The organism is Bacteroides sp., assembly GCF_028690125.1.
Classification (GTDB): domain Bacteria; phylum Bacteroidota; class Bacteroidia; order Bacteroidales; family Bacteroidaceae; genus Bacteroides.
Map to the genome: position 1 here is coordinate 1 of NZ_JAQVBV010000026.1, position 18,854 is coordinate 18,854.

Genomic DNA, 18,854 nt, shown 5'->3' on the forward strand with positions numbered 1-18,854 from the left:
CCTCTTCCCATTCCGAACAGAGAAGTTAAGCCTCGTCACGCCGATGGTACTGCGTAACAGTGGGAGAGTAGGTAACTGCCGTTTTTCAAGAAGCCCCTTGATTCGAAAGAGTCAAGGGGCTTTATTGTGTTTGGTAGTAAGAAGAATTTATCTTATCTTTGAAATCATATTCATGAATTGAAAAGATGAAAAAATTAAAATATCTGATGGTTATCTCGTTGGGAGCCGTATTGTATAGCTGTGCTTCTCATCCTTTAAATAGATATAATACGACAAAAGTAGATATAGCTATGCTGGATACTATATCTAATAATCGATTCAGTAGTTTTGCAGAAACTACTGAAGAAACCTTTTTCTTAGGATTTATCAGAGTGAATATTTACCAAAATGCGAGTGAACATGCTCCTATTAGTCAGAATGAATTAGATACATTATTTAAAGAGCAAGGACAAGAAGAGCCTTTGTATGATAAGAAAAGGATGAGACTACTTATAAATCCGAAGGTATCTAATGAAGTTGATTTAAAGTATTTAGGCATTTATAAACTTAGAAGAACAATTATTCAAGGAGTCAGCGTAAACTCGCTTTCACAAAAAGAGTTAGAAGGCTTGATTGAGAATATTAAGTGAAGCTAAACTACAATTATCCCTTAAAGTGAAAAACATAATCATCCTTTCACAAAAGGATAAACGACAGTTTCTTTTCTTCTTCCGCTAATAAAGTAGCATTCACTAATGTTATTGTTTCAGCAATTAGGTTTCTAATAATACTAATTAAAAAGTGAATATTAACTGATCATTTATATCTAAGACTAGCTAATGAGAATTTCTATATAATTGGGACTGCATAAATTTATTTAATTTGGGCTGCGATTTACTATTTCAAGTAGAGAAGTTAAATTTTCTCCGTTCAATTAAAATATTGAATAGAGAATATGAAAGGCATATTGTCTTTCATGTTTGTCTTGTTAGTTGCCTTATTGAAAAGAAGATGGCTATTATTTTACTCTGAACAGATATTGAAAATAAGACATCGAGGAAGAGGTTTAGCCTATTTATTTTTAAGATTTTAATTATATCTTTTCTATAAAGAGGTTTATGATATTATTATGTATAAAGATATATTAATGCAATATTCCTTTTTATATGGAAACAAAACTTATAGTAGATTGTTTCTATAATAGGGTTAAACTAAAAACCTTAAATGATGTGAATAACGACAAACGGATATGTTTTATTACTACATTTGTCGCCGAAACATGAGAATCCTATAATAACAAGAGAAATACAATGAAAGTTTCTGTGAAATTCATATTTGCCTTTGTCTTACTGATGCTATCATATAGCATCAGTGGCACTGCTACGAATTTCTCAACTTGTATTTCTAAGAGTGAATGTTCATCGTGCCAATTTTCAGAATCTTCCTATATTATTGATTCGTGCTCCTCTTTAGGCACTCGTACATCATCTGGTCTTGATAAATCACAATCGTTGTCTATTTCTGATGTAGAGATGGCAATTAAATCTGTTTCTGAAACATGTTCTAATAATTATCGTCTGCGTAGAATCATTGAAGCTAATGATTTTTTTAAAGACATCATACATAAGTTTTTCTTGTTAAGAGAAAATTCACTTGTATTAGACCAAAGTAAATCTTATAATTCGGATAAGGATCCACATTACTCCATTGTCTCTAGCGACTATTACGTGTTCGCTCTAAGACGTATCTTTATTTAGTATTTTATTCCTTTCTATTTACTTTTCGTACCCTTGTATGAACTCTTCTCAGCTTTTTTTAAAGTTGTAAGGTCTATAGCATAGTGTGTCTAATCGAAATCAAAATTTTCTAAATAACTAAAATTTATTTTCTTAACAAAAAACTTATTATGGAAACTACTAAAAAAACTCAGGTCGTTGGCATTAAGAATGCTGGCATTGTTATCATTTGCTGTTTTATAATAGCTTTGTGTATTTTTTATTTCCTATTAGGAAATGGGGCTAACTTTATGAATAATGACCCCGACAACCATCCATTGAATATCTTAGGTACAATCTACAAGGGTGGTATTATTGTGCCTATTATTCAGACACTGTTGCTAACTGTAATTGCATTGAGCATTGAACGTTATATAGCTCTCCGCTCTGCTTATGGTAAAGGTTCATTAGCTAAGTTTGTAGCTCATATCAAAGAAGCTTTGTCTGCTGGTGATATCAAAAAGGCACAGGCTATCTGTGATCAACAAGGTGGTTCAGTAGCTAATGTTGTTACTTCTACTCTTCGTAAATATGAAGAGATGGAAAACGATGCAACTTTGTCTAAAGAACAGAAACTTTTGGCTATTCAGAAAGAATTGGAAGAAGCTACTGCTCTGGAAATGCCGATGATGCAACAAAACCTTCCTATTATTGCTACTATCACTACACTGGGTACATTGATGGGATTACTTGGTACTGTAATCGGTATGATACGTTCGTTTACAGCTTTGGCTGTAGGTGGTGGCACCGACTCTTTAGCATTGTCACAAGGTATTTCTGAGGCTTTGGTTAATACCGCATTTGGTATCTTGACTGGTGCATTGGCTGTTATTTCTTACAACTACTACACTAACAAAATTGATAAATTGACTTACGGACTCGATGAGGTTGGATTCTCTATCGTGCAGACTTTTGCTGCTACTCATTAATTTTGCGAACTCTTTAAAATCTATTAATTATGGGTAGAGCGCAAATTAAAAAGAAAAGTACGTTCATAGATATGACTGCTATGAGTGATGTAACTGTATTGCTTCTGACTTTTTTTATGCTGACTTCAGCATTTGTAAAGAAAGAACCGGTAACAGTTAATACTCCGGCTTCTGTATCGGAAATTAAAATACCAGAGAAAAATGTACTCCAGATTTTAATTGATCCGGCGGGGAAAGTATTTATGAGTCTCGATAAACAGCAAGATATGCAGGCTGTTTTGGAGAGTATGGGTAATGAATATGGTATCAAATTTACTCCGGAGCAAGAGAAAAAATTTATTATATCTCCTACATTTGGGGTACCTATTGGAAGTATGAAGCAGTACTTGGATCTTCCCGAAGATCAACAGGATAAAATTCTGAAAAATGAAGGAATTCCTTGTGATAGTACTGATAATCAGTTTAAATCGTGGGTACGTAATGCTCGTGCTGCCAATGCGGATTTGCGAATCGCTATCAAGGCAGATGCTTCGACTCCATACTCAGTGATAAAGAATGTAATGAACTCTCTTCAGGATTTGCGGGAGAATCGGTATAATCTGATTACTACTCTCAAAGGATCATCTGAAGAATAAAAAGGAGGAAAAATTATGAGTGCCGAAGTACAAGAAAGCAGTGGAAAGACAGGAAAAAGTAAGCAGAAAAAAATATCTGTGCGGGTAGACTTTACCCCGATGGTAGATATGAATATGTTGCTGATTACTTTCTTTATGCTTTGTACCACATTAAATATACCTCAAACGATGGAAATAAGTATGCCGTCGAATGATAAGGATATAACAGAAGAGCAGAAGAGTATGGTGAAAGCTTCTCAGGCAATTACGTTACTGCTGGGTGGAGACAACAAACTCTATTATTATGAAGGGGAACCTGACTATAAGGACTATTCGTCGTTGAAGGAAACTAGTTATACTCCAGATGGAATTCGTGATGTGCTCTTGCATAAAAATGCTGTTGCAGTGAATAAAGTAAGAGCTTTGAAACAGCAAAAGCTGGATTTAAAGATAACGGATGACGATTTTAAGAAGCAGGTAACAGAGATTAAGGGCGGAAAAGACACGCCCACCGTAATTATCAAGGCTACAGATGATGCTTCTTATGAAAATCTGATTGATGTGCTGGATGAAATGCAAATTTGTAATATTGGTAAATATGTAATTACTGATATTGCAGATGGAGATGAGTTTTTGATGAAGAACTTTACTTCAAAAGGAGAGTTGTCGAAGAACTTAGCTGAATAAATAAGTAACACCTAAAAAGAAAAGTAAAATGGCAAAAATAGATTTGACTTCTTCGGAATGGTGTCAGCTGATTTTTGAAGGCAAGAATCAGGCGTATGGTGCCTATAAAATGCGTGAAAACTCTACCAAGCGGCATAATATAGCCATGCTGATAGTATTGGTGATAGCCTTGGTTGGTTTTACGATCCCTACACTCGTTAAATTGGCGACTCCGAAGCAAAAAGAAGTAATGACAGAAGTAACTACCTTGTCGAAGTTGGAAGCACCAGAAGTTAAACAGGAAGAAGTGAAAAAAGTTGTTCCTGTGGCACCTCCTCCTCAGGCAGTGAAGAGTTCTATCAAGTTTACGACTCCTAAGATAAAGAAGGATTCAGAAATTGATGAAACGAATGAAATCAAGAGTCAGGAAGAATTGCTTTCCACTAATGTGGCTATTTCGATTGCCGATGTAAAAGGTAACGATGAAGTTCACGGAGCAGATATTTCTGACTTGAAACAAATCGTAGTGCAGGGTACACCTGAACCGGATAATACAGTATTTGAAGCAGTAGAACAGATGCCTTCATTTCCTGGCGGAAATCAGGAATTAATGGCTTATCTTGGAAAGAATATCAAATATCCGACAATTGCACAAGAGCAAGGTACGCAAGGACGTGTTATTATACAATTTGTGGTAGAACGTGATGGTTCAATTACAGATGTACATGTAGCTCGTGGAGTAGATCCTTATCTGGACAAAGAAGCAATACGTGTTATAAAAGGTATGCCAAAATGGCTTCCCGGTAAACAGAATGGTAAAGCGGTACGTGTGAAGTTCACTGTTCCGGTCTTATTTAAACTACAGTAAATTAAAGATGGATAGACAATTTTGGCTGATAGGCATTGTATTATTGACGGTATTTAGTGCTTGCCGTTCTAAAGGAGGACCAACGGATACTTATTCGTCTGGTGTGGTTGCTATTGCGGCAGATGCAAGTTTTGAACCCATTATACAGGAAGAGATTGATGTTTTTGAAAGTCTTTATCCTGCAGCTGGAATTGTCCCTCGCTATACTACGGAAGTGGAAGCCATTAATTTACTTCTGAAAGACAGTGTCCGGTTGGCTATTGCAACCCGGACACTGACTAAAGAAGAAATGGAATCATTTCATAGCCGTAAGTTTTTCCCTAAGGAAATTAAGTTAGCTACAGACGCTTTGGCACTGATTGTTAATCGTTCCAATCCGGATTCTTTGTTAAGCGTGCGAGATTTCCGCCGTATTTTGACAGGAGAAGTAAAGGATTGGAAAGAAGTTTATCCAAGTTCCCATCTAAAAGAGATTCAAGTGGTATTTGACAATAAAAACTCGAGTACGGTACGTTTTGCTATAGATTCTATCTGTGGGGGAAGGTCATTGGCAACAGGTAATGTGAGCGCTTTGAAAACGAACCAACAGGTCATAGATTATGTAGCGAAGACTCCTGATGCGATAGGAGTGATTGGAGTAAACTGGTTAGGAAATCGCCGGGATACTACTAATCTATCTTTTATAGAAGAAATCAGAGTCATGGCAGTGAGTGACGAAGATGTGGCAACTGTTGCCAATAGTTATAAACCTTTTCAGGCTTATTTGTATTATGGCAATTATCCGTTGGCACGTCCTATTTATGCTTTGCTGAATGACCCCCGTGGTGGGCTGCCCTGGGGATTTGCCTCTTTTATGACTTTTGATAAAGGGCAGCGGATTATTTTCAAGTCGGGACTTCTTCCGGCCACGCAGCCAACACGTGTTGTTAATGTAAGAGACGAATAATAACTAAAATTAGAGACTATCATGAAACGAGTACAAATGTTTTTAGCTGGAGCGTTTATAGCAGTTGGGTCGCTCTATGCGCAATCATCCGATGCTGAATGGCAGGCGGGTGTTGCAAAGTTGAAAGAAACTATTCAGAAGAATCCGACTCAAGCGACGGAAGAAGCTGAACAACTGATAAAAGGAAAAAATAAAAAGAATGTAGAACTTTTGGTAGCGATTGGAGAAGCGTATCTGAAAGCTGGGAAACTGCCGGAAGCAGAAAAATATGCTGCTCTTGCCAAAAAAGTGAATGGTAAATCGGCTCTTGCTTCCTTATTGGAAGGTGACATTGCACTTGCTCAGAAGAATGCAGGTTTGGCTTCCCAAAAATTTGAAGAAGCTATTTATTTCGATCCCCATTGTATGGAAGCTTACCTGAAATATGCGGATATTTATAGATCAGCCAATGCAAGCCTTTCTATTGAGAAGCTGGAACAACTGAAAGCTTTGGAACCGTCCAACACAAATGTAGATAAAAAACTAGCCGAGATTTATTATTTTAAAAATGATTTTTCCAAAGCTGCTGATGCTTATTCGCAGTTTGCGACTGAACCGACAGCAACTGAAGAAGATTTAGCAAAATATGCATTTGCACTTTTTTTGAAACATGATTTTGACAAGTCGCTTGAAGTGGCTAATATGGGATTGAAGAAAAATTCACGTCATGCTGCATTCAATCGTCTGGCAATGTATAATTACACTGACCTGAAACGCTTTGATGAAGCAATCAAATCTGCCGATATTTTCTTTAAAGAATGTGATAAGGCAGACTACTCTTACTTGGATTATATGTATTATGGTCATTTGTTGGAAGCTTTAAAGAAATACGGAGAAGCTGCCGAGCAATATGAGAAAGCTGTTGCCTTAGATTCAACAAAGACAGATTTATATAAAAATATCTCTTCTGCTTATGAAGAGCAGAATGAGTATAAAAAAGCAATCAGTGCTTACCAAAAGTATTATTCGTCCCTTGAAAAGGAACAGCAAACTCCTGATTTGCAATTTCAAATGGGTAAACTTTATTACGGTACAGGTACGCAGGCTGATTCATTAGTAATCACAGAAGAAGAGCGTAAGCAGGCTTTGGCATCGGCTGATTCCGTGTTCAAAGCCATAGCTGAAGTAGCTCCGGACAGTTATTTAGGTAACTTTTGGAGAGCTCGTACCAATTCGGCACTTGATCCCGAAACAACTCAGGGATTGGCAAAACCTTTCTATGAAGCAGTGGCTGCTATGTTGGAAAGCAAAAACGATTCCCGGTACAATTCTGCTTTGATTGAGTGTTACAGTTACCTTGGGTATTATTATCTGGTAGTCAATAAGCTGCCCGAATCCAAGGAATATTGGAACAAAATTCTGGCTATAGACCCCGCTAATGCTACTGCTAAAAGAGCATTGGATGGCATCAAATAGTGAATAATTTTAGTTGTTTGTCGTGACAGGAGGAGTGGAGAGTGATTCTTAGCTCCTCCTTTTTATATTTTCTCTTTTTCTATTGGAATATTCAAAAGATTCTCTACATTTGCAGTGTACTATTAAACTAATACACTAAAACAATTGAAACTTCTAATTTAAGAGCTATGGTTACAGTTGAGAATCTTTCGTTTTCTTATCGAAAATCCAGGTCTTCTGTTTTGCACGATTTCTCTCTTTCTTTGGAGAAGGGGAGGGTGTATGGACTGTTGGGTAAGAATGGTGCGGGTAAATCCACTCTTCTTTATTTAATGTCTGGTCTTCTGACTCCGAAAGGAGGGCGAGTAATGTATCATGATACTGATGTGCGTCGTCGTTTGCCTGTTACTTTGCAGGATATGTTTTTGGTACCCGAAGAATTTGAGTTACCTCCTGTATCGTTAGTTAGTTATGTGGAACTGAACCGTTTGTTTTATCCGCGATTCAGTAAAGAGGATATGATGAGATATCTTCATTATTTTGAGATGGAAATGGATATTAATCTGGGAGCACTTTCTATGGGCCAAAAGAAGAAGGTGTTCATGAGTTTTGCTCTGGCCACCAATACTTCTTTGTTACTGATGGACGAACCAACCAATGGATTGGACATTCCCAGTAAAAGCCAGTTTCGTAAATTTATTGCATCAGGTATGTCGGAAGATAAGACTATCGTAATTTCTACTCATCAGGTTCGCGATATTGATAAAGCGTTGGATCATGTGGTGATTGTGGATAAAAGCCAGGTATTACTTAACGAATCAACATCGAGAATTACCGAGAAATTATTGTTTGTCGAGAGTGACAATCGTGAACTGTTGAAAGATGCTTTATTTAGTACTCCTTCCTTACAAGGAAATAGTATAATGCTTGCCAATGAGAATGATGAAGAATCGGAAATAAATCTAGAACTTCTTTTTAATGCTACTCTTTCGAATCCTGAGAAAATCTCCCAATTGTTTCACCCTCAAAACTAATGAAGATGATAAAAGACACTTTTTTCAGTATGCCCCGTTTTGTGAATCTCTGTCGTAAAGAGATGGTGGAGAATTGGAAGTCAAATATACTTCGTATAGTTTTAATTTATGGAGTAATGGCAATTGTTTTTTTATGGAATGGTTATTTAGAATATAGACATTCATATGATTCAAAATCTTTTATAAACCATTATGCAGATTATGACACTGTTTGGAAGTTCGTATTGATGTCTTTTTTCTTCTTTTTGTTTGGTTTTGGATGGTTGAGCGCATCGTTTACAATGGAAAAAATGAAGAATAAAACAGGACGAACTTCTACATTAATGACTCCGGCAACACCTTTTGAAAACTATTTTTCTCGTTGGCTGGTATCTACCATTGTGTTTCTGATCGTTTTTCTTATTGCTTTTAAACTAGCGGATTATACACGTGTATTGGTCTATTCATTAACTTATCCAGATATAGCAAAGGCTATTCTTCCTGTAAATCTGAATGACTTGGTTAGAGAAAATGATATTGGACCCCATTATCATGTTTTTAATGAAATGTATCAGCTGACATTTGTTCTTTCTTTATATTGGTTTGTGCAATCATTATTTGTATTAGGTAGCTCTGTTTGGCCAAAGAACTCCTTCATTAAGACTTTTGCTGTCGTCGCGGTTATTGTTTTAATCTATATGGTAGTGGGCACATTCTTAGGTAGTGTATTATTTGAAAAAGAAGTAATATACAGACCTCCATTCAGCGATTTTAGAGAAGAGAAAATCTTTGCTATAATTTCTGTAATTCTAATTTTCTTTACTCTGTTCAACTGGGTTCTTTCATATTTCCGTTTTAAAGAATTAGAGGTTATTCAACGTATGTAATTTCCTAAGCCTATGAATTTTAAAGAAAGTAAAGCTATTTATCTGCAGATTGCTGATAGAATCTGTGATGAGATACTTCTGGAGCTGTATATGAAGGAGGAACGTATACCTTCTGTCAGAGAATATGCTGCTATTGTAGAAGTGAATGCCAACACGGTAATGCGCTCTTACGATTATCTTCAGTCGCAGAATGTTATTTATAATAAACGTGGTATTGGCTATTTTGTAGCTACGGGTGCCAAAGAACTGATTCTTTCTTTGCGAAAGGATACCTTTTTGAAGGAAGAATTGGAATATTTCTTTCAGCAGATCAAAACGCTTGATATTCCGATGAAGGAGATCACAGATATGTATCGGGAATTTTGTAAAAAAGAACAGTAAAATGAAGTAAAGATTATGAAACGTACAACTTATATATTGATAGGTCTCTTCATTGCCGGTCTTATTGTACTGGTAGGAGGAATATTGATGATGTTCCTCACAGGAAGACCTTATGGTTCAGATGACATTGTTTTGAGAGGAGAACAAGTGGAAAAAGAATTTCCACCGTGTAAAGTAATATGGCTTACTCAAACAGTAATTGAAGAGGAGGGTCACATGGTCTGGATGGGAAATTCTAGTTTGGAAATATTGCCTTCGGAAGCAGAAAAGAATATACTTTCTTACCCAAAAGGGGTAAATGATTATCTGACAATGAAAGTTGCAGGAGATACTTTAAAGATTTCTTTTGATTATCCAATAGATAAACTGGCTGATAAATTTGAGAAACAAAAATATCTGAATATGCATATTGGTGACTGGCAACTAAGAATACCACCAAGTGTGGAAACTATTATCAGTGATATGAGAAATCAGCAATTATCACTTAAGAGTCTCTCGCAGGATTCTCTTGTTATGAATGTTTCTGTTCCTGTTTCAGTGGAAGATTGTAATTTTACCGCTTTCAATGTTTTGAGATGTGGTAGAAATCTGGAACTTAAAAGTGGTAATGTTCACAACTTGTATTTGTCTCTGGACTATATTAATGACTGGAGTGTAAATGTTGGCACATGTAAAATTGACACGGAATATTTGAAAGGAAAAAATGGTAATGTGTACCTGGCAAAAGGTGAATGTAAACGTCTGTTTTGGATTCCTGAGAAAAAAGATTCAGAATTGCGTGTTACGCTTAGTGAGAAGTCTTGCATTACTGTAATGGAGTAATGGCATTGGATATCAAAAAGAACGAGCCGAATATAAAATCAGTTTTCAATAGGTTTCAGCTAACTAAAAAAGGTACGGATCCTGCAATTATTATTGCTAAATCCGTACCTTCTTATAAAGTGACAAATTTTTTTTTGGTTTATTTATTAACTATCATTCTTTAGTCAAAGTGAAATAATCGACATCCGGTGCCCAATTATAACTATTTCCCATACGAATCACATTGTAACCCGGTTTAAGTTCTACGGGTACTGTTATTTGATTATGATCGTTATTGTCGCTTAATGAATTAATTCTGGTTGTTTTTCCATTGACTGTCACATCCAATTGACGGTCTTTGCCGAATGAATAGTTGATCATCATATTATAACGTCCGCCCTTCTCGCTATATACTTCGGACCATTCTGCATAGTTCTCCGGCTGTCCACCGATAAATCCTACTTTCATTTTACCGGAAGCTTGTCCGTCGTAAGAATATACAATGCCTTTAGAATTTTTACCCAAGTCATTATAGAGAGGCAAGTAAGCCCATTCTGCTTCATACAAAGTTGGTTCTAAACGGTTTTCTCCTTCCATACGAAGGAACATAGCACTATGAGCGGGAAGAGATTGTTCGAAGGTACCGGAGAAACTTCCCAGATCATTATGTTTTGCAAGATCGCGTACTTTTACGTTTCCACTAAACTCTAATGTAGAGAATGGAACAGAAAAGGTGCAAACTGTATCAGATGGGTTATAGAGTGCTACAGCACGAACATTTCCACGTTTTTTCTCGATATCTTTTACAAGTACATATCCTTCGTTCTCATGTTGAACTACATAGGCTTGCAATCCTAAAGGGTCCTGGTTTAGTGCAATTAGTTCTTTGTTTGTTAATAGCTGAAGAGTAGAATCAGGAAGAGCTGCAAGGTCACATCCAATTAATAAAGGCGAACTCATGATACACCATAAACCAAAATGAGCTTCTTCTTCGGTTGGAGTAAGTCCTGCTCCCGCTACACCACTATTATTACGGAAACCTACTACCATCATATCCATATCATTGTAGTGTCCGTTTCTAGCATAGGCAGATAAATAAAGGTTTTTGCCTACCACATATTTTAATGAATTCCAATGAGAATTAATGTCACCACTGATACGCCATGAAGTTGCTACATCTTCGGCCCATGTTCCGGGGAAAGCCCAACGGCAGATATTGACAGAAACATTCTTATTTACTTTATTAATATTCTCTCTAATAGAAGTATAGCGTTTTTGCTCATCCAATCCTAAGTAACTTCCACCACAATAATCTATTTTAATAAAGTCGAATCCCCATTCACCAAAATATAATTGAGCATCCTGCTCTTCATGTCCGTGGATACCGGCTCCTACTCCGGAGTGATCATTGTTTGCCATCGACCCGCACGTATTATTTCCCGCATCTGTATAAATACCAGCTTTTAGCCCCAGACCGTGTATATGGTCTACTACCGGTTTCATTCCGTTAGGGAAACGTTCTGCATTGACGTGCATCTTTCCGGTACTGTCTCGTACTCCAAAGAAACCGTCATCAATATTGATATTGAGGTAACCGGCATCTTTCAGGCCTGTTTTTGCCATGAGATCAGCCTGATTCTTGATAATGTCTTCGCTGATGTTTACAAGGAAGGCATTCCACGAACTCCATCCCATAATGGGAGGGGCAAACGGTTTATCACTATTTGACTGAGTCATTCCGCTTTCCGTGCAACTGCTACAGAAAAGAGAGATGACTGCTGTAGCTAGGAGATAGAACTTGTTTTTCATTGTGTAAATGTAGATTAATAATGAATTAAATAAATTAAGTTACCAAAGATATAAATGATTCTATTCGCGTGCAAATAAATTGAATGAGAACTGTCGTTTTTTATAAAAGATATGCCGGGAAAGTGAAAGAATGTTTTTGCTTTCTTTCTTACAAAATTAGGATTTTCTTGATAAATCGTAGTACTGTTTTATTCAAACACAGTAGTATAAATGAGTTTAATGAATATGATGGAATTGTAAACGGGCAATGGCTGGAATGGTTGCTGAAAGGTAAAAATACGGGCGAGAGACTGGTTTACATTTACTACTTTTAGCCATTATACCAAAGATTCTCCCCTATTGAAATCTGTGTTATTGGGTCCTGTACGGATTTTAGTAAGTATAAATGGTAAGTAAATTTGATATTTAAATTTTATTGTTTACTTTTGGAATGAAATATCATTCTTTTTTAAATTGATAGATTATGAAAAGAAGTTTGTTATTACTAATGTTCTTTTTGAGCCTTTCTATAAATACTCAAAAAGAATATCCTTTCAATGGATTGGATATGAATATGGGAACATTATCAAAATTATCCAATGCCCGTACTCGTTCCATCAGTCCTGAAAATAGGACAGGTGAGAAAGGTAAAGGAGGTATGGGGGATCTTGCAATGGAGGGAGATGCCAGAAACGTGGCTAAGAGAAGGTATCAGGAGTTCACTACTTCTTATGCAGGTATGTATCAGGTGATCCGGCCTGATGGACTGTATAGCGCAGTTCAAACTTTCGGGCTCTATAGTTGGCATATTGTAGACCCAATTCGTTTTGATAGAGAATTGAAGGTAACTATACAAGACTTAGGATGGAGACATGACGGAAGATATAATAATCAAAAATCGGATATAGCTTCTACTGTATTTTGGTATCAGGCAGAATCTCATGCAAAGTTCCTTGCTTTGCTCGGTAAAGATGATTTGGAGATTCCGACTTCCAGATAAATATTAGTACCTTCTAGTCATTCGATCCAATAACATAAACAATATTATCAAAAATACTTTTAAATTATGCGGACAGTTATCTTATTGCTTTTTTTGAGTTTCTTTTCTTTTGTGGTACGTGCAGAACGAAAAGATAAATTTCTATCATTTGAGAAAATAGAAACAGGTTTCCGGCAAGTGCCGGATGATGTAAGAGTAGCTGTTTATTGGTATTGGATCTCTGACAATATATCTAAAGAAGGAGTTATTAAGGATTTGGAGGCTATGAAGGCAGCGGGAATCAGCCGTGCTTATATAGGTAATATAGGCTTAGGTGATCTTCCTTCCGGGAAACATAAAATTCTTACGGAAGGATGGTGGGAAGTGCTGCACGCTGCACTGAAGAAGGCAGGAGAACTTAATATTGAGATTGGTATTTTTAATAGTCCTGGTTGGAGTCAGTCCGGCGGACCCTGGATCAAACCTAATGAGAGTATGCGCTATCTGGCTTCTTCCGAATTAAAAGTAAAGGGACCGCAGGTATTAAAAACGGCTTTGCCTGCTATTGCGGAAGATGCGGAAGACGTTCGCGTAATTGCTTTTCCGGCCCCGTCAGGAGATGTCTTTAGTGGAAACTGGAAGGTGAAGAAACAAGAAGGCAAAGAAGAAGTGGTAGAGATGAGCCTTTCTAAAGAAGCTACTATTCGTAGTTTTTTCCTCCAGGCAAATACCCCTATAAAGACAGATGCCGATTTATATGTTAAAGTGGGGAATGAGTACCGGTTACTTAAAAAAATACATATCGATAGAAGTAATGCCGCTTTGAATGTAGGATTTATTCCTTATCCTCCTGTCGTAATCTCTTTGCCGGAGACAACCGGACAGGATTTTCGTCTGGTTATTCATGCCGGTGGTAATGCGGAACTGGAGGTGCAACTTTCCTCACAACCCATGCTGGAACGTTATCCGGAGAAGATGTTGGCTAAAATGTTTCAAACTCCTCTGCCCCTTTGGCATGATTATATGTGGGAGAGATTACCGGGTGTGTCCGACAAGAACTATTTGATTGAATCGAATAAGGTAGTGGATATTACTTCTTCCTTTAAGGATGGCAAACTTAATTGGACAGTTCCGGAAGGCGAGTGGACCATCATGCGCACCGGTATGCGTTCTACACAAGTGACCAACAGTCCTGCCAGCCCTGAAGGAACAGGACTAGAAGTGGATAAAATGAGTAAGAAGCACGTTGCTGCTCACTTTGATGCTTTTATTGGAGAGATCCTTCGACGTATACCGGAGAAAGACCGTTCTAGCTTTAAGTTGGTGGTGCAGGATAGTTATGAGACTGGTGGTCAAAACTGGACAGACGATATGATTGCAAGTTTCAAGCGGAAATACAAATATGACCCGGTTCCTTATCTTCCTGTTTTAAAAGGGTTGATAGTGGAAAATCCTGATCGTTCCGACCGTTTCCTTTGGGATCTTCGTCGGTTGGTAGCCGATCGGGTAGCTTATGATTATGTAGGTGGTTTGCGCGAAGTATGTCATAAACACGGCTTGAAGACCTGGTTGGAGAATTACGGGCATTGGGGATTTCCCGGTGAATTCTTACAGTATGGCGGACAGTCGGATGAAGTCGGTGGTGAGTTCTGGTGCGAAGGTTCTTTAGGAGATATTGAAAATCGCGCTGCTTCTTCTTGCGCTCATATCTATGGGAAAAAGAATGTTTGGGCGGAGTCATTTACCGCCGGAGGACCTAATTTTCATCGTTATCCTTATCTGATGAAACAACGTGGTGACCGCTTCTTTACAGAAGGAATTAATAGTACGTTGTTGCACGTATATATCCATCAACCATCAAGTGACCGCCTGCCGGGAATGAGTGCCTGGTTTGGTTGCGAATTTAATCGTAATAATACTTGGTTCAACCAAATGGATGTATTTACCGGTTATCTGAAACGTTGTAATTTTATGTTGCAACAAGGTCAATATATGGCTGATGTAGCTTATTTTATTGGTGAAGATGCCCCCAAAATGACAGGCGTTTGTGATCCGGCTTTGCCTAAAGGATATTCTTTTGATTATATAAACTCAGAAATACTTTTGGACCAGGCTTCTGTGCAGAATGGTAAACTGACATTGAGAAGTGGTATGCAATATCGTGTACTCGTATTGCCCCGCCAGAAAACGATGAGACCGGAGGTTCTGAAGAAAGTGAAAGAGCTCGTGAAAGCAGGATTGGTCATTGTAGGAACTGCTCCGGAATACTCACCAAGCATGGCCGGCTATCCCCAAGCTGACCGTGAAGTGAAGAATATGGCTTTAGACTTGTGGGCAGGACAGAACTATGGAAAAGGTCATGTATTCTCATCTGACGATTCGTTAGAGAAGGTTTTCGCAGCATTGTCTTTATTTCCTGATTGCAGCGTAAGCAATGAAGCTCCGGTTTTGTTTATCCATCGTCGGACGTCGGAAGGAGATTTCTACTTCTTGTCCAATCAGAGTGAGCAAACGATCTCTTTTGACGCGACCTTCCGAACTTCTTCTAAAACGCCCGAGTTGTGGAATCCGCTGACTCAGGATATGCGTTTCTTGCCAGAATATACAGAAAAAAATGGATTGACTACAGTACCTTTAAAATTGGAGCCTCTTGAAAGTTCTTTTATTGTTTTCCGTGAAAAAACTGGGAAAAAGATGTCCGGCAGTAATTATCCTCAAACGGATGTGTTGATAAATGTAGATACTCCCTGGACTGTTTCTTTTGATAAGAAGGCTAGAGGACCGGAGGAAGTTGTAACTTTCAATAGCCTGACAGATTGGAAAGAGGCAGAAGATGCACGTATCAAGTATTACTCCGGGACAGCTATTTATAGCAATACATTTAACTTGGAGAATTTACCGAAGAAACAGCTGTATATTGATTTAGGGAAAGTGATGGTAATGGCAAAAGTCTATATTAACGATCAGTATGCGGGTGGTGTATGGACCTATCCTTATCAACTCAATATCACTGATTATTTGCGTGCAGGAAAGAATACTATAAGAGTTGAAGTCGTGAATAACTGGGAGAATCGCTTGATTGGTGACCAGCAATTACCGGAAAACTTACGTCCTACTTGGACTGCTGTTAATCCTTGGAATGCGAATTCACCACTCCAATCTTCCGGATTATTAGGTCCTGTTCAGATAAAGGCTTGCGATTATCTGATCAAATAATATTTATTTAGATTAATCTTATATCTGCTTTTATTATTTAATTGAAAGTCACGAATTTAGATAAAAACCATACAAAGTATCGTTTCTTATGATACTTTGTATGGTTTTTGTCTAACTACTCCGTTTTTCTGTATATATTCAGAGTCAAAATGAATAGATATTGTTATATTATGAACAAATAATGTCTCTTATTTTATTCTTTATTTCCGATATTTGTTAAGTAAGAGCACAAACCTTTGTTGTGTGTAGAACGTAAACTTGTTGATATGTAAATTGAACAACAAAACTATTATACTTATGAAAAATAGACTATTTAGCTTATTGCTGTGTGCACTGGTTTCTTTTAACGTGTACGCACAGTCTGACCAAAGTAAGAAAGGGCTTCTGACTTTCGACGGGACTCGTATCCTTTCTACCGGCTTAATGCAGAGCAAACTTAAAATGGCTTGGTACAGTGATAATAAAGATGTTAGGGTAGATACCAAAGTTCTCTATAATAATCAGTCTTCCATGTTAATTCCGTCTCTTAAAGGGAAGAAAACAGATACTTATTTTTATATTTTCAATCAGGACATTGTGGGAAAAACAATCGTATTTAAAGGTAAATATAAGTACGAACAGGCAGATCATGCAAAAGTCAGCTTCTTAATTAACTTTAAAACAAACTTAAAGAAAGAAGCAGTGAAGGCTATGGACATTGAATGCAACGGGAATCAGGATTGGAAAGAGTTTTATGTGGAGATACCGTTGGAGCATTCGGAAGATTATTATTTCAGGGTATTCTGTGAGGGAGATGTCAAACTATGGGTGAGTGATTGCCAGGTGTTATTCGATGGTCAGTCGTTCGATATTGTTAAGAACCCGGACATTGAGGTGGATAAAGATATAGAGTTCGTAAGAAGTTCAGGCATATCAATCAAGGAGGTTAGTCCGCAAACATTGGAAAATCTGGAGGTATTGGGTAAGGTCTGGGGATTCCTTAAATATTTTCATCCACAAGTTGTGACTGGAAAATATAACTGGGACTTTGAATTGTTTAGAGTGATGCCGGAGATAGCCGAGGCAAAGAATAAAAAAGTAAGAAACGCACTTCTCAATAAGTGGGTAGACAAATACGGTGAAATTACCGAAACGGAGAATTACACTATCACAGATTCTACTCAGTACCACCGCTTTGCTCAACTGGATTGGTTGGAAGACCAAAACATCTTTGATAAGAGGTTGTCTGAAAAACTGGTAAAGATCAAGAATGCGAAACGTAACAGTGTATTTAACTATTATCTCCCGTTACTCAGCGGAAAAGAGAATGTAGAATTTGCCAGAGATAAACCTTATCCGAGTATTGGTTGGGAAGATCAGGGTTATCGCATTCTTACGGTTTACCGATTGTGGAATGCGATTGAACATGCGTACCCTTATACCAACCTTACGAATCATAAGTGGAGTACTCTTCTGGCACAGTATCTTCCTGAGTTTATAAATGCCTCTTCAGAAGCCGATTTAGACAATTCTATACTCAAACTGGCTGCTGAAGTTAATGACTCACATGGAAATCTTGAGTTTCCGTATGGTCCCCGTTTAAATGGTCTTCCATTGGGACTTACTCAGACGAAAGACGGAAAACTGGTAGTAGAATCTACTATACTGAAGGATGTTGATAGAGGTTCGGTCATCCTGGCTGTGAATGATAAACCGATATCCGAAATCGTTGAAATTAACCGTTTGCTTCTGCCTTCGTCCAATGAAAGAGGATTATTAAGGAATGTGTCTCACAAACTTTTTGTCACATCAGAAAATCAAATAAAGGTTACGATCGAGAACAAAGGGATCTCTCGTGAATGTGTTATACCTATGCAAACCTTTGCGAGGATGGATTACAAAGGTAAAAAGAAACCGGAGGATTACGGACTGAATGCAAAGGATATTCTATATATAAATGTAGGCGAAACGAGTGCTCAAATGATGGAAAAATTGATGAAAACTCGTCCAAATGCCAAAGGACTTATATTGGATATGCGTAAATATCCTCAGTGGTATACAATGAATTTGCTTGAGAAGTATCTTTTTCCCAAACAAAATCCTTTTATGTGGTATTCTATTAATCCGAAGAAGTTTCCGGGTAATTATGTCATTAATGTGATAGGATATGTGGGCGTAGAAAAGAACCCTGATTATTTTAAAGGCAAGATTGCAATTTTAGTGAACGAAGGAACTCAAAGCTTTGGGGAACTCACTTCTATTGCTTTCCGCACAGCACCCCGTAGTGCAGTTATTGGTACTCAGACTGCCGGAGCTAATGGGCATTGCGGATATTTGTATCTGCCTCGCGGTCTAAAGTTTAATTATACAATGGCGGGTGCTTTTTATCCTGAATGGGGGATGAATCAACGGGAGGGAGTACGGATAGATATCCCGGTGGAGCAGACTGTAGAAGATGTGGAGGCAGGAGAAGATATGTGGATCAGAAAAGCCATTGAATACGTTGAGAGTGAGCAATAGCACTTGATTCCTGTAAAACTTATCAGCCCATCAACGTAATCATACAAAAAAACGTTGATGGGCTGAATTATAATAAAAC

Annotated in this window: 16 protein-coding genes and 1 rRNA gene; 16 read left to right on the top strand and 1 reads right to left on the bottom strand. The window is 37.6% G+C overall.

Annotated features, from left to right (window positions below; genetic code table 11):
- The 13 genes from rrf to PHO71_RS16000 all read left to right on the top strand — a co-directional run.
- A 5S ribosomal RNA gene (rrf, locus tag PHO71_RS15940) occupies nt 1–84 on the top strand; the annotation flags it as partial.
- A 101-nt stretch (nt 85–185) separates the two neighbouring features.
- A complete protein-coding gene (locus PHO71_RS15945) occupies nt 186–629 on the top strand; it encodes a hypothetical protein (RefSeq protein ID WP_300205201.1) in 444 nt (147 codons plus the stop codon).
- Between the two features lie 660 nt (nt 630–1,289).
- Entirely contained in the window at nt 1,290–1,736 is a 447-nt protein-coding gene (locus PHO71_RS15950; protein ID WP_300205203.1) for a hypothetical protein, read from the top strand.
- A gap of 149 nt (nt 1,737–1,885) precedes the next feature.
- The gene (locus PHO71_RS15955; protein WP_300205205.1) at nt 1,886–2,683 is read left to right on the top strand and encodes a MotA/TolQ/ExbB proton channel family protein; all 798 of its coding nucleotides are present in this window, start codon (nt 1,886–1,888) and stop codon (nt 2,681–2,683) included.
- 29 nt (nt 2,684–2,712) lie between these two features.
- Entirely contained in the window at nt 2,713–3,318 is a 606-nt protein-coding gene (locus PHO71_RS15960; protein WP_300205207.1) for a biopolymer transporter ExbD, read from the top strand.
- A 15-nt stretch (nt 3,319–3,333) separates the two neighbouring features.
- On the top strand, nt 3,334–3,984 hold the full coding sequence (locus PHO71_RS15965) for a biopolymer transporter ExbD (protein WP_300205209.1): 651 nt from the start codon (nt 3,334–3,336) through the stop codon (nt 3,982–3,984).
- Between the two features lie 28 nt (nt 3,985–4,012).
- On the top strand, nt 4,013–4,831 hold the full coding sequence (locus PHO71_RS15970) for an energy transducer TonB (RefSeq protein WP_300205211.1): 819 nt from the start codon (nt 4,013–4,015) through the stop codon (nt 4,829–4,831).
- Between the two features lie 7 nt (nt 4,832–4,838).
- Nucleotides 4,839–5,777: a PstS family phosphate ABC transporter substrate-binding protein gene (locus PHO71_RS15975; protein WP_300205213.1), complete on the top strand. Its 939-nt coding sequence runs from the start codon at nt 4,839–4,841 to the stop codon at nt 5,775–5,777.
- A gap of 21 nt (nt 5,778–5,798) precedes the next feature.
- Nucleotides 5,799–7,232: a tetratricopeptide repeat protein gene (locus PHO71_RS15980; protein WP_300205215.1), complete on the top strand. Its 1,434-nt coding sequence runs from the start codon at nt 5,799–5,801 to the stop codon at nt 7,230–7,232.
- A gap of 167 nt (nt 7,233–7,399) precedes the next feature.
- Entirely contained in the window at nt 7,400–8,245 is an 846-nt protein-coding gene (locus tag PHO71_RS15985) for an ATP-binding cassette domain-containing protein (protein ID WP_300205217.1), read from the top strand.
- A 5-nt stretch (nt 8,246–8,250) separates the two neighbouring features.
- Nucleotides 8,251–9,111, top strand: coding sequence for a hypothetical protein (locus tag PHO71_RS15990; RefSeq protein WP_300205308.1), 861 nt, complete (start codon nt 8,251–8,253; stop codon nt 9,109–9,111).
- Between the two features lie 12 nt (nt 9,112–9,123).
- Nucleotides 9,124–9,492 (top strand): GntR family transcriptional regulator, encoded by a 369-nt coding sequence (locus tag PHO71_RS15995; protein ID WP_300205219.1) that lies wholly within the window; start codon nt 9,124–9,126, stop codon nt 9,490–9,492.
- Between the two features lie 15 nt (nt 9,493–9,507).
- Nucleotides 9,508–10,314: a hypothetical protein gene (locus PHO71_RS16000; RefSeq protein ID WP_300205221.1), complete on the top strand. Its 807-nt coding sequence runs from the start codon at nt 9,508–9,510 to the stop codon at nt 10,312–10,314.
- Between the two features lie 153 nt (nt 10,315–10,467).
- Here the strand turns inward: PHO71_RS16000 and PHO71_RS16005 are convergent, their stop codons facing one another.
- Nucleotides 10,468–12,102, bottom strand: coding sequence for an alpha-galactosidase (locus tag PHO71_RS16005; RefSeq protein ID WP_300205223.1), 1,635 nt, complete (start codon nt 12,100–12,102; stop codon nt 10,468–10,470).
- Between the two features lie 463 nt (nt 12,103–12,565).
- On the opposite strand from PHO71_RS16005, the gene PHO71_RS16010 reads away from it, so the two are divergent.
- From PHO71_RS16010 to PHO71_RS16020, 3 genes are all read left to right on the top strand, one after another.
- Entirely contained in the window at nt 12,566–13,081 is a 516-nt protein-coding gene (locus PHO71_RS16010) for a DUF2961 domain-containing protein (RefSeq protein ID WP_300205224.1), read from the top strand.
- Nucleotides 13,082–13,147: 66 nt separating this feature from the next.
- On the top strand, nt 13,148–16,276 hold the full coding sequence (locus PHO71_RS16015) for a glycosyl hydrolase (RefSeq protein WP_300205226.1): 3,129 nt from the start codon (nt 13,148–13,150) through the stop codon (nt 16,274–16,276).
- Nucleotides 16,277–16,573: 297 nt separating this feature from the next.
- Nucleotides 16,574–18,775, top strand: a complete 2,202-nt coding sequence (locus tag PHO71_RS16020) for a S41 family peptidase (protein ID WP_300205228.1) — start codon at nt 16,574–16,576, stop codon at nt 18,773–18,775.
- Nucleotides 18,776–18,854 lie beyond the last annotated feature (79 nt).